Raw genomic sequence first — 12,615 nt, forward strand, 5'->3', positions numbered from 1 at the left:
ATTGACCGATAGTCGCGATCTTGGCGACCACCGGGGTCCTTGATCGCGATTGGCGGTCGAAGTGCCCGCCTGCGGCCCAGGTTATGACCGCTGACGACGATCAACGAGCGCGCGGCCGAGATTCTGACCGCTGACAGCGATCACCGCGAGCCGCCAACCCCAGCCCAGCCCGCCCAGCCCGCGCCAGCCCGACCCGGCCAGCGCGAGCCCAGCCCAGCGCGAGCCCAGCCCAGCCCAGCCCAGCCCAGCGCGAGCCCAGCCCAGCCCAGCGCGAGCCGCGACCGGGGCCCGGTCGTCGTGGTCGGTCTACTCGAACGGGGTCGGGTCGCCCGCGCCGTGGCGCAGGATCTCGGGTTCGTCGCCGGACAGGTCGACCACGGTGGTCGGGCCGGTGGTGCAGTCGCCGGAGTCGAGCACCGCGTCGACCTGGTGGTCGAGCCGCTCCTTGATCTCCCAGCCCTGCGTCATCGGCTCCTCCTCGCCGGGCAGCAGCAGCGTGCTGGAGACCAGCGGCTCGCCCAGCTCCGCCAGCAGCGCCTGGGCCACCGCATGATCCGGAATCCGTACGCCGATGGTCTGCTTCTTCGGGTGCTGCAGCCGCTTGGGCACCTCGCGCGTGGCCGGGAGGATGAACGTGTAACTGCCCGGCGTGTTCGCCTTCAGCAGCCGGAACACCGAGTTGTCGATCTTGACGAACTGGCCCAGCTGCGCGAACTCGGCGCAGACCAGGGTGAAGTGGTGCCGGTCGTCGAGGTGGCGGATCTCGCGGATGCGGTCCAGCCCCTCCTTGTTGCCCAGCTGGCAACCGAACGCGAAGCACGAGTCGGTCGGGTACACGATGAGCCCGCCGCCGCGGACGAGATCGACCGCCTGCCTGATCGCGCGGGGCTGCGGGTTGTCCGGGTGCACGTCGAAGTACTTCGCCACGCTGAGAGCCTAGACCTCACCGGGTCCGGCGCGGGCCAGGCGCCCGGCCGCGATCTGGTGCGAAGACCGCGGCCGGGCACCTGGCTGGTCAGACCGGCTGCCCGGCCGGGCGGGCCGCCGACGGCTCGGCGGGCACCGGGTGCGGGGTGAGCGGCTGGGCGCCGTACAGCTCGTCGGCCAGTTCGGTCTCCTGACTGGCCAGGTCATCGGGGGTACGCGCCCGGCGCGGCCCGATCAGGCTGACCGCCGCCCCGATCACGCCCATCGCGATGGCCAGCCAGAACACGATCACGAGCCCGTCGTGGAACGGACCGGCGATCAGGTCCGGGAAGAACTGCCGGTCGGTGAGGGTCGCGGCGTTGCTCGCGGGCAGGCTGCCCAGCAGATCGGGCCCGAGCAGCTCCTCGATCGGGTTGTAGCCGAGGAACGCCGCGAACAGGGTGCCGACCGGCGGCAGCTGCGCGATCGCGGCCGCCGAGGCGTCGGGCACCCCCTGGGCGGTCAGCCCGGCCCGCAGCGTGTCCGGCAGCGAGCTGGACAGGCCCGCGACCATCAGCGAGAAGAAGACGCCGATGGACAGCACCATGCCCGCGTTCATGAAGGTGGCCCGCATGCCGGAGGCGACGCCGCGCAGGTGCGCGGGCACCGCCGACATCACCTGGGCGGTGTTCGGCGCGGAGAACAGGCCGCCGCCGAGGCCGTTGAGGAAGACCAGCGCGGCGAAGACGCCGTAGTGGAAATTGGTGGGGACGAGCAGCAGCCCGGCGAACGACGCCGCCATCACCAGCAGGCCGCCCGCCGCGAAGATGCGCGCGCCGAAGCGGTCGGACAGCCAGCCCGACAGCGGCCCCGCCGCGAGGAAGCCGACGGTCAGCGGGAGCAGGTAGATGCCGGCCCACAGGGGCGTGGCCTCGTAGTCGTACCCGTGCAGCGGCAGCCAGATGCCCTGCAGCCAGATGATCAGCATGAACTGCAGGCCGCCCCGGGCGATCGCGCCGAGCAGGCTGGCGGCGTTGCCGCCCGCGAAGGCCGCGTTGCGGAACAGGTGCAGCGGGAACATCGGCTCGGCGATGCGCGACTCGATCACGCAGAACGCGGCCAGCAGCAGCACGCCGCCGACCAGCCCGGCGACGATCCACGGGTTGGTCCAGCCCATGCTGTGCCCGCCGTAGGGCTGGATGCCGTACGAGATGGCGGCCAGCAGCGCGGTCAGGCCCGCCGCGAAGGTGATGTTGCCCCACCAGTCGATCTTTCCGGGGCGCCGCACCCCGTTGTCGCGCAGCGACCGGTACGCCCACACCGTGCCCACCACCGCGATCGGCACGTTCACCCAGAACACCGAGCGCCAGTTCCACTCGGCCAGCACCCCGCCCAGGACCAGGCCGACGAACGAGCCCGCGATGCCCGCGACGATGTTGATGCCCAGCGCGGTGCCGCGCTGCCGGGCCGGGAAGGCGTCGGTGATGATCGCGGCGGAGTTGGCCATCAGCATCGAGCCGCCGATGGCCTGCACCACCCGCCAGCCGATCAGCCACATGGCGCCCGCCCCGCCGGTGAACGGGTCCAGCGCCAGGATCACCGAGGTCACGGCGAAGATGGCGAAGCCGAGGTTGTAGATGCGTACCCGGCCGAAGATGTCGCCCAGGCGGCCGAGGGTGACCACCAGCACTGCGGTGACCAGCATGTAGCCCATCAGCATCCACAGCAGGTAGCCGACGTTGCCGGGCTGAAGCGGGTTGAGCCCGATGCCGTTGAAGATCGCCGGTAGCGAGATCAGCACGATCGAGGAGTTGATCGTGGCGAGCAGCATGCCGAGCGTGGTGTTGGACAGCGCGACCCACTTGTAGCGGTCTGCGGCGGTGCTCATGCGCGGTTCTCTCTTTCGAGGGGGTGCTGCGGCGGGCCCGGCCCGCCGGGGTCAGGTCACTGCGGGATCAGGTCCGCGAGGCGGTTGAGCACGGGCAGCGCGGCGTCGACGGCGCGCCGGTCGTCCTCGGACAGGGTGCCGAGGATCTCGTTGATGTGGTCGGCGCGGATGCGGCGGCGCCGCGCCATCAGCTCGCGTCCGGCCGGGGTGATCTCGACGAGCACCACCCGGCCGTCCTCCGGGTCGGCGGCGCGGGCGGCCAGGCCGTCGCGCTCCAGGCGCGAGACCAGCTGCGTCATCGCGGGCTGGGTCACGCCCTCCCTGGTCGCCAGCTCGGTCAGCCGGTGCGGGCCCTCGCGGTCCAGCCGCGCCAGGGTCGAGGCGGCGGTCAGGCTCAGGCCGGGCGGATTGAGCCGCCGCAGCGCCGTGAACAGCCGCTGCACGGTAGTCGCCAGATCAGCGTGCGCAGCAGAAACCCCACCGGAAGCCACACCCAAGTTATATCACGAACTTATAGAAGTTACTTATGCATCGTCGAGCCCGGGTGATGCGATGGGGCACTTTCGGGGAAAGTGCTGGTATCCCAGCGTGGATTCGCGCAGTTTTCCCGAAACCGCATCAGTCCAGGTGGAGTTTGGCGGTGAGGATGTCCACCGGCGTGATCATGGGCGGCTCGGTGAACAGCTCCTCCGCGCGGGCGAGCAGGCCGTCGCGGACCTTCCCGTGGAAGTGGATGTCGCGGCCCTCCTCGTCGTCGAAGGTGTCGTAGATGAAGAAGCTGGTCGGGCCGGTGCGGTTGGCGAACCAGGTGACGGTGCGCGGCTCGGCCTCCACCAGTGCCAGGGCGTCGCGCAGGAACCGCGCCACCTCCTCGGCCTTCTCCGGCTTGGCCTCCATGCGGACGTAGAACCCGTACTTGACCATGTGACCCACCTCCGCTGCCCACCGTCCCACGGACCAGCCGCGCGGGTACGCCGAACGGCCCAGGCGACCGCGCCGCCGAAAGTCAGGACATATGTACTAGTCACAGGCGGGGTCGGGACCGTCCGATCGCCGTATGCTGCACCGGTTCGGCCACACCCCGAAGGAGTCGGCATGGCCACTGAAACCACCAACGGCGGCGGCACGAACGCGGCCGGCGGACCCCCACCTCCCCCGGTCCTCAAGCACAGCCCCTGGATGGTGCTGTTCACGCTGTGCCTGGGCTTTTTCATGATCCTTCTGGATACGACGATCGTGAACATCGCGATCCCCGACATCATCGACAACCTCGGCGCGTCGCTGGACCAGATCCTCTGGATCCTGAGTTCGTACATCCTGGTCTACGCGGTCCTGCTGATCACGGCCGGACGCCTCGGCGACCTGTTCGGACCGAAGCGGATGTTCATGCTCGGCCTGGTCGTCTTCACCCTCGCCTCGGCGGCGTGCGCCTTCGCGCAGGACCCGACCCAGCTGATCGTCTTCCGCGTGGTCCAGGGCCTCGGCGGCGCGCTGCTCACCCCGCAGACCCTGTCGGTGATCACCACGATCTTCCCCGCCGACAAGCGCGGCGCCGCGTTCGGCATCTGGGGCGCGGTCGCCGGTGTCGCCACCGTCGCCGGCCCGACCCTGGGCGGCTGGCTGGTCACCGACTACGGCTGGCGCTGGATCTTCCTGGTGAACCTGCCGGTGGGCGTGCTGGCGCTGGTGCTGGCCTGGATCGTGATGCCGGAGCTGCGCCTGAACCGGCGCCACCAGCTCGACGTGCTCGGCACGGTGCTGGTCACCATCGGTCTGTTCCTGCTCTGCTACGGCCTCATCGAAGGGCAGCCGCACAACTGGGGCGAGGTGTGGGGGCCGGTCACGATCCCGCAGATCCTCGTCGCCGCCGCCGTGGTGCTCGCGCTGTTCATGTTCCAGCAGTACAAGCAGCGCGACGGCGAGCCGCTGATCCCGTTCAGCATCTTCGCCGACCGCAACTTCTCCATCATGAACTGGGTCGTCGCCGCCATCTCGTTCGGCATGCTCGGCCTGTTCTTCCCGCTGGTCATCTACCTGCAGAACGTGCTCGACCTGAGCGCCTTCCAGGCGGGTCTGACCACCGCGCCGATGTCGCTGGTGTCGATGTTCGTGGCCCCGGTCGCCGGACGGCTGGCCGACCGGATCGGCGGCAAGTTCATCCTGTTCGGCGGCCTCGCCCTGTGGGTCGGCGGCCTCGCCATGGTCGTCGCCTCGGCGCAGCTCGACTCCAGCCGGGCGGACCTCCTTCCCGGCCTGCTCATCGCGGGTGTCGGCCTCGGCGGCACGTTCGCGCCGCTGCAGACCATCGCGATGCGCAACATCGCCCCGCAGGTCGCCGGTGCGGCCTCCGGCTTCATCAACACCACCCGCCAGCTCGGCGCGGTCATCGGTTCGGCCGCCGTCGGCGCGCTGCTGCAGAGCCGCCTGTCCGACCTGGTCATCGAGAAGGCCACGGCCAACGCGGGCGCGCTGCCGGAGGCGTTCCGGGCGCCGTTCGTGGCCAAGTTCAGCGAGATGGCCTCGCGCGGCCTGGAGCTGGGTGGCGGTGGCGCGGCGCTGCCCACGGGCACCCCGCCCGAGGTAGCGGCACTGGCGACGAGGACGTTCCACGAGGCGTTCGTCCCCGCCATGAAGTCGACGATGCTGCTGCCGCTGATCGTGCTCACGGTCGCCACGCTGTCGGTGCTGCTGGTGAAGCGGCGCCGGCAGGCCGCCTCGGTGCCGGGCCAGGCCCAGCCCGCGGACGCGCCGGCCATCGTCGAGGTCTGACCAGCACTGACGGCCGCCGTACCGGACCCCGGTGCGGCGGCCGTCGCCAGGTCAGGCAGCCGCGGGTGACATGTCCGGGCGGTAGACGGCCCAGCCGCCGGTGCCCGCGCGCTTGGCCTCGTACATGGCCAGGTCGGCTCGACTGACCAGCTCCTCGGGCTCCACCGGGTCGACCCCGCCCAGCGCGATGCCGATGCTGACCGCGACCCGCAGCCGCCGCCGCGCCACCGGGACCGGCTTGCCCATGGCCGCGATGATCCGGCTGGCCACCACGGTCGCCTCGGCCAGGCCGTCGACCTGGTGCAGCAGCACCGCGAACTCGTCGCCGCCGAACCTGGAGGCGGTGTCGCCGGTACGCAGCTGCCCGGCGATCCGGTCGGCGGCCACCGTCAGCAGCTGGTCGCCCGCGGCGTGCCCCAGCGTGTCGTTGATCTCCTTGAACCGGTCCAGGTCCAGGAACAGCACCGCCAGCAGCGCCTGGTCGGCGGCCATGCGCAGGGTCAGCTGCTCCATGAACAGGCGGCGGCTGGCCAGTCCGGTCAGCGGGTCGAGATGGGCCTGCTGCATGCGTACGACCATGTTGGCGTCGGTCAGCGCCAGGCTGACGTTGTCGGCGAACGCCCCCAGGGTCTGCTCGTCGGCCGGGCTGTACGCCCGGTTCGGATCGCACGAGGCGACCAGCAGCGCCCCGGTGACCGTGCCGCTGTCGTGCACGGGCGCGGCCAGCGACGCGTAGACGGGCCCCAGGCCGAGGCGGCCCAGCGCCGGATCGGGCTCGGCCACGCCGTGGCGGACCACCACCTGATCGGCGCTGATGGCCGCGCCGCCGCTGCCCGCCCCGTCCAGCGGCACCGGCAGCTGCTCGGCCAGGTCGATCGGCGTCCCGGCGGCCGACACCGGCCTGGTCAGCCCCGGGTCGGCCTCGTCGCGCAGCCACAGCAGCCCGACCTCGTCGCCGAGCAGGTCGCTGGCGGCGGCGGTCACCTGGTCGAGGATGCGCTGCAACTCATCGCGGCGCGAGATGGCCCGCTGGATCGCGAACAGGTGCGTGAGCAGCCGCTGCTGCTCCTCCAGCGACTCGCGGATGGAGTGCTCGGCGGCGAGCGTACGCAGCATGGTGAGGGTCAGTTCGAGCACCCGGGCCATGCCCCGGACCAGGTTGCGCTCCTCGATGGCGAACCCGTCGCCCCAGCGAGCCAGCACCAGCTGCCCGGGGCGGCTGCCCGCCCACGAGGCCGACAGGGCCGGGCAGCGCCCCAGCCCGGGTACGTCGAGATCGGACCGCTGCCGGGCGCCGACCGCGACGATGTCCTCATGCGGCACGGCGTCCGGCGGGAACCCGATCGACGCGGCCACCTTGCCGTCGAACACCACGGCGGCCACCTCGGCCTCCAGCGCCTGCGCGGACCGCTCCACGCCGTGCTGCACCGCGGTCGGCTCGTCCGGCGAGGACGACACCACCGCCAGCAGCTCCACGAGCTGCTGGATGTAGAGCGACTCCGCCAGCGGCATGTCAGCTCAGGGCCAGCACGACGAGCGTCTGGTTGTGGAACCCGTCGATCCCGTGGTTGCGGGCGATCTCGCCGTAGGTGTAGAAGCCCGCATACGGCAGCGAGCCGGCCCACTTCTGCAGGCGCTCGCCCTCGCGCTGGATGCCCTCGTCGCCCAGCGCCGCGCGCAGGGCCGCACAGCTGAGGGTGAGCATGCCGATCGGCTCCCGGCCGTCCAGCCGGTCCAGCGCGTCGCGGCAGGCCGCGTCGGTCGCCTCCAGGATGGACTGCTCGTCGCCGGTCATCACCCAGGTCAGGCCGCCGGGGTCGATCGCGCCCCCGCCGCCGATCGACCGGCCTTCGAGGTCGACCTCGGTGGACAGGTTGCGCGCCTCGACGCCGCTGCGCCGCTGCACGCCCAGCGGCCGGGGCAGCGCGAACGCGGTGAACGCGGCGGCGTCGGTGTACACCTCCGGCGGTGCGCCCAGGCGCTCCAGGTACACGTCGAGGGCGGGCCGGTCGTCGAGGCTGAGCACCCGGCCGTTCTCGGTGCGGGTGACCATCATCGGCTGGCCCACGGTCTGGTAGCCGTGCCGGACCCCGACGGCCAGCGGCGCCTCCGAGGCGATGGCCGCGCCCACCACGGCGTCGGTGAGCACCTGCCCGTTGTGGAACAGGTAGGCGCCGCTCATCCGCCAGCCGTCGGCGGCGGCCCCGCCGAACAGCGGCACGGCCGCCCCGAGCGCCCGGTAGCACCCGCGCACGATGCTCTCCTGGTCGCGGACCAGCCCGTCGGTCAGCAGCATGAGCACCTTGTGCGGCAGGTCGACGCGGCCGACGCAGTCGGCGACCTCGTACCCGGCGTCGCCCTGCCGCCCGGCCGCGCCGGTGGCGACGCTGGTCTCCACCTGCAGACCCGGCCCGCCCAGGGCCGCGACGGTGATGGTGCCGTCGGCCGGGCCGCCGGGGCCGATCTCGCCGTGCGTGGTGCAGCCGATCACGGTGACGCCGGGTGCCGCCTCGGCCAGTCCGGCCAGCACGGCCGCGGGCTCGTGGGTGATGGCCGCGAACACGATCAGCAGCTTGGTCTCGGCGCCGGTCTGGGCGACGGTGGCGGCGGCGACGGCGGCGGTCCGCGAGTCGGCCAGGACACTGCGCCCCACGCCCATCCAGCGCCGGGCGGGCTCGGCGGTCTCGGTCTCCTGCACGGCGGCACCTCCCGGAATCGGCGAACACCCTGGTCCATGGCCTGGCCAGGGCGTAGATACTCCATAACCACGCTACTGCCTGGGCGTATTTCATAAAACGGAAATAACGTCACGTTTCACAGCGACGTCTCAGGTGCGTCGGCGCCGTGGTGCGTGCAGTTTCAGGGAAAGTGCAGGAATCCTGCCTCGCATTCGTGCACTTCCCCCGAAACTGCACGAACACACCCGCACGCGCGGCGAGCGGCGGCGCGTCAGCGGCGGAGTGCGGCGGCCGCTACCGAGGCGAGCAGGCGGGGCGTGAGCAGGCCGTCGCCGAGGCCGAGGCCGACGAAGCCGTCGAAGACGCGCTGGTCGCGGGCTGCCGCCCGGATGCCCGCGTCGACCACGCGCGGTGACGCGGTGGCCCGCGCGATCAGCCCCGTGTGCCGCAGGTGCCGCCCCAGCCGCCGCCGCAGCGCCCGCGTGTACGCCGTCGCCGCGTGCTCGCCGTGCCGCGCCGCCGCCCCCGCGAGCGCTCCGGACAGGACCGCGTAGAAGATGCCCTCCCCGGTGAACGGGTTGATCAGCGACAGCGCGTCCCCGGCCAGCAGCACCCGGCCGTGGCCGGGCGCCGGGCGCGCCGTCGACAGGGGCAGGTGGTGGGCCCGCAGCCCGGCCACGGTGGCCGGGTCGGTGTCGCCGAGCAGGTCGTGCATCCGCTCGACCAGGTGCTCCCGCGACAGCGGGTGCGCTCCGGTCAGCTCGCCGTAGCCGACGTTGCGGCGGCCGTCGCCGATCGGGAACGACCACGCGTACGCGGGCCAGCGCCGCCCGGTCATGACGATGCGCTGCTCGGCCGGGGTCCCGGCGGCGGGGGCGTAGCCGCGCAGCGCGACGGCCAGGTGTCCGCTCGGGTTGCGCGGCACGCCCAGCGCCCGCCGTACCGCCGAGTTGGCGCCGTCGGCGCCGATGACGACCCGGGCGGCGATCCCGTCGCCCAGCTCGACCCCGTCGCGGCGCACCACGACCGAGCGCACCGCGTGCCGGACCGGCTCGGCGCCCGCCCCGACGGCCGCCCGCACCAGCCGGGCGTCGAACACCTCGCGCGGAATGGTGTACGCGGGCTCGGGCAGCGGCCGGGCCGCCTCGGCGCCGCCGGGCGCGGTCAGGCGCAGCGAGCGGATCGGCGCGTACCCGTCGGCCACCCCGGCGGCACCGAGGCCGGCGAGCACGTCCAGCCCCTGCTTGGCGATACCGTCGCCGCAGGTCTTGTCCCGGGGGAAGGTCTCGCGGTCCAGCAGCAGCACCCGTGCCCCGGCGGCGGCGGCCGCGATCGCCGCGGCCGATCCCGCCGGGCCCGCGCCCACGATCGCGACGTCGTACACCAGGTCAGCATCGGACATCCGGGCGCAGACCGCCAGCCGAGGCGGGCGGCGGCTCGTTGAACAGCCGGTGGCGAGCGCGCGGGAGGCGAGGATGGTCCGACGGTGGTTGTTCGGCGACCAGTTGGGGCCGCACTTCCTCGACGATCCGGCGCAGCCGGTGCTGCTGATCGAGTCGAAGGCGGTGCTCCGGCGGCGCGCGTTCCACCGGCAGAAGGCGCACCTGGTGCTGTCGGCGCTGCGCCACCGCGCGGCCGAGCTCGGCGACCAGGCCCGTTACCTGCGCACCGAGACCTACCGGGAGGCGCTGGCCCAGGTACGCGAGCCGCTGGACGCCTGCCATCCGACCTCCCGCGCCGCCCGGCGGCTGGTCCGGGCGGTCGGCGTGACCATGCTGGGCCCGCGCGGCTTCGCCACCGAACCGGCCGACTTCACCGCCTGGGCGGACGGTCGCAGGCAGCTGCGGATGGAGGACTTCTACCACGCCGCGCGGCGGCGGTTCGGGCTGCTCATGGATGGTGGCGAGCCGGTCGGCGGCCGGTGGAACCTCGACGCCGACAACCGGCAGCCGCCGCCGAGGTCGGGGCACCTGGACGTGCCGCCCCCGCCGATGCCGGTGGAGGACGAGATCGACGAGGAGGTACGTGCCGACCTGGACCGGTGGGAGCGCGACGGAGTCGAGTTCGTGGGACGCGACGGGCCGCGGCTGTTCCCGGCGACGCGGGCCGAGGCGGTGGCGCGGCTGCGGCACTTCGTCGACCACCGGCTGGCGGCGTTCGGGCCGTACGAGGACGCGATGCTCGCCGGCGATCCGTGGCTGGCGCACAGCATGCTGTCGGCGCCGCTGAACCTGGGGCTGCTCGACCCGCTGGCGGCGGCCCGCGACGCCGAGCACGCGTTCCGGCAGGGCAGGGTGCCGCCGGCCAGCGCGGAGGGCTTCATCCGGCAGCTGGTCGGCTGGCGCGACTACATCTGGCACCTGTACTGGTACCTCGGCGAGCGCTACCCGCGCGCCAACCGGCTGCACGCCCGGCGCACGCTGCCGCGCTGGTTCGCGGGCCTGGACGCCGACGCGGTCGAGGCCCGCTGCCTGTCCGACGTGCTGGCCGGGGTGCGCGACCGGGGCTGGGTGCACCACATCCCCCGGCTGATGGTGCTGGGCAACTACGGGCTGCAGCGCGGGTGGCGGCCGGGCGAGCTGGCGGACTGGTTCCACCGCTGCTTCGTCGACGGCTACGAGTGGGTGATGACCGCCAACGTCGTCGGCATGAGCCAGTACGCCGACGCGGGCGCCATCACCACCAAGCCGTACGCGGCGGGCGGGGCGTACGTGCACCGGATGAGCGACTACTGCGGCGGCTGCCGGTACGACCCGAAGGTCCGCCTCGGGCCGGACGCGTGCCCGTACACGGCGGGGTACTGGGCGTTCCTGGCGCGGCACCGCGAGGCGCTGCGCGGCAACCACCGGCTGGCGCAGCCGCTGCGCCAGCTCGACCGGCTGGCCGACCTCGACGCCGTCGTCGACCAGGAGCGCCGGCGCGGCTCCCATGCGCCGTGAACTGCGCGAACACCGCAGCGGGCGGCGCTGGCGCCGATAGCCTGGACGGATGGCGGAGACGGTCGATGTCGCGGTGGTCGGCGCGGGCCTGGCGGGGCTGGTCGCGGCCCGGCGGCTGCACGACGCGGGCCTGCACGTGGTGGTGTACGAGGCCGCCGACGACGTCGGCGGCCGGGTGCGCACCGACGAGGTCGACGGGTTCCTGCTGGACCGCGGCTTCCAGGTGCTGTGCCCCGGCTACCCGGCGCTGGCCGCCGAGTTCGACGTGCCCGCGCTGCACCTGCGCCCGTTCACGCGCGGACTCGGGGTGTTCCGGGGCGAGAAGCTGCACCGGCTGAAGCCCGGCCTGACCGCGCCGGGCGCGGTCCCCGGCGGCCTGCTGCCGCTGGGCGACGCGATCGCAGTGGCGGGGCTGGCCGTACGCGACGCGCTCGGCTCCGACCGGCAGCTCAAGCGCCGCGCCGACCGCACCACCCTGGAGGAGCTGATCGAGGCGGGGATGACCCCGGCCGGGGTGGACCGGCTGCTGCGCCCGTTCCTGTCCGGGGTGTTCCTGGAGGACCGCCTGGACACCTCCGGCCGCTTCTTCCACCTGATGTGGCGCACCTTCCTGCGCGGCGGCGCCGCCGTGCCCGCCCAGGGCATGCGGGCGCTGCCCCGCCAGCTGGCCGCAGGGCTGCCCGACGTACGGGTGGGGGCGCTGGTCACCCGGATCACGTCGGAGGGGCTGGTCGTGGCCGGGGTCGGGGCGGTGCGGGCGGCCGCCGTGGTGGTGGCGACCGACGCGGACACCGCGGCCGACCTGCTGCCCGGCCTGCGGCGGCCGGGCTGGCACGGGGTGACCACGTTCTACCACGACGCCGGGCCCGCGCCGCTGGACGAGGCACTGCTGCTGGTCGACGCCGAGGACCGGCTGGTGCGCAACACGGTCGTGCTGTCGGCGGCCGCCGCCGGGTACGCCCCGGCCGGGCACAGCCTGGTGGCGACCTCGGTGCTCGACACCGACACCTCGCTGCCCGAGCTGGAGCGGCTGGTACGCGACCGGCTCTCGGTGCTGTACGACACGGTCACCGGGTCGTGGCGGCTGCTCGGGGCGTACCGGATCCCCCGCGCGCTGCCCGCGATGACCGCTCCGCATCCGCTGCGCCGCCTGGTCCGCTTCGACCAGCGCCGGTACGTCTGCGGCGACCACCGGGACACCAGCTCGATCCAGGGCGCGCTGGTGTCGGGGCGCCGCACCGCGCAGCTGGTGCTGCGGGACCTGCGCGGCCAACTGGCGGGCACCGCGTCCCACGAAGTGAACGCGCGCGGGTGGAGGTGACCGGACACCAGGTACGTGCGGGTACACTTCTCTCTCAGGTCGAGAGGCGCTGCGACGGGCCGGTGCCCGCCACGCTCGACCAGATAGACCATGATCAAGGGCGCCTCCGATCAC

Annotated in this window: 10 protein-coding genes and 1 riboswitch; of the genes, 3 read left to right on the plus strand and 7 right to left on the minus strand. The window is 73.1% G+C overall.

Annotated features, from left to right (window positions below; all coding sequences use genetic code 11):
• Nucleotides 1-306 precede the first annotated feature (306 nt).
• The 4 genes from QEZ54_RS34590 to QEZ54_RS34605 form a co-directional block, all read right to left on the minus strand.
• Complete coding sequence (locus QEZ54_RS34590; protein ID WP_281308997.1) at nucleotides 307-927, minus strand: L-threonylcarbamoyladenylate synthase; 621 nt, start codon at nucleotides 925-927, stop codon at nucleotides 307-309.
• A gap of 88 nt (nucleotides 928-1,015) precedes the next feature.
• Nucleotides 1,016-2,794, minus strand: coding sequence for an MFS transporter (locus QEZ54_RS34595; RefSeq protein WP_281308998.1), 1,779 nt, complete (start codon nucleotides 2,792-2,794; stop codon nucleotides 1,016-1,018).
• 56 nt (nucleotides 2,795-2,850) lie between these two features.
• A complete protein-coding gene (locus QEZ54_RS34600; RefSeq protein WP_281308999.1) occupies nucleotides 2,851-3,237 on the minus strand; it encodes a MarR family transcriptional regulator in 387 nt (128 codons plus the stop codon).
• A 175-nt stretch (nucleotides 3,238-3,412) separates the two neighbouring features.
• Nucleotides 3,413-3,718 carry an antibiotic biosynthesis monooxygenase gene (locus QEZ54_RS34605; protein WP_281309000.1) on the minus strand — a complete coding sequence of 102 codons (306 nt, stop codon included), beginning with the start codon at nucleotides 3,716-3,718 and terminating at the stop codon, nucleotides 3,413-3,415.
• A gap of 171 nt (nucleotides 3,719-3,889) precedes the next feature.
• Between QEZ54_RS34605 and QEZ54_RS34610 the strand changes: the two genes are divergently transcribed.
• A complete protein-coding gene (locus QEZ54_RS34610; protein WP_281309001.1) occupies nucleotides 3,890-5,563 on the plus strand; it encodes a DHA2 family efflux MFS transporter permease subunit in 1,674 nt (557 codons plus the stop codon).
• A gap of 51 nt (nucleotides 5,564-5,614) precedes the next feature.
• Here the strand turns inward: QEZ54_RS34610 and QEZ54_RS34615 are convergent, their stop codons facing one another.
• The 3 genes from QEZ54_RS34615 to QEZ54_RS34625 form a co-directional block, all read right to left on the minus strand.
• Nucleotides 5,615-7,075, minus strand: coding sequence for a sensor domain-containing diguanylate cyclase (locus tag QEZ54_RS34615; protein ID WP_281309002.1), 1,461 nt, complete (start codon nucleotides 7,073-7,075; stop codon nucleotides 5,615-5,617).
• Nucleotide 7,076: 1 nt separating this feature from the next.
• Nucleotides 7,077-8,261 (minus strand): FIST N-terminal domain-containing protein, encoded by a 1,185-nt coding sequence (locus tag QEZ54_RS34620; RefSeq protein ID WP_281309003.1) that lies wholly within the window; start codon nucleotides 8,259-8,261, stop codon nucleotides 7,077-7,079.
• 251 nt (nucleotides 8,262-8,512) lie between these two features.
• Nucleotides 8,513-9,643, minus strand: a complete 1,131-nt coding sequence (locus QEZ54_RS34625; RefSeq protein ID WP_281309004.1) for a geranylgeranyl reductase family protein — start codon at nucleotides 9,641-9,643, stop codon at nucleotides 8,513-8,515.
• Between the two features lie 73 nt (nucleotides 9,644-9,716).
• Here QEZ54_RS34625 and QEZ54_RS34630 point away from each other — a divergent pair, with 73 nt between their 5' ends.
• Entirely contained in the window at nucleotides 9,717-11,180 is a 1,464-nt protein-coding gene (locus QEZ54_RS34630; protein ID WP_281309005.1) for a cryptochrome/photolyase family protein, read from the plus strand.
• A 49-nt stretch (nucleotides 11,181-11,229) separates the two neighbouring features.
• A complete protein-coding gene (locus QEZ54_RS34635) occupies nucleotides 11,230-12,501 on the plus strand; it encodes an FAD-dependent oxidoreductase (protein WP_281309006.1) in 1,272 nt (423 codons plus the stop codon).
• Nucleotides 12,502-12,536: 35 nt separating this feature from the next.
• Nucleotides 12,537-12,614, plus strand: a riboswitch (S-adenosyl-L-homocysteine riboswitch).
• Nucleotide 12,615: the final 1 nt, after the last annotated feature.

This window comes from Catellatospora sp. KI3, from assembly GCF_029948125.1.
In the GTDB taxonomy this organism is placed as follows: domain Bacteria; phylum Actinomycetota; class Actinomycetes; order Mycobacteriales; family Micromonosporaceae; genus Catellatospora.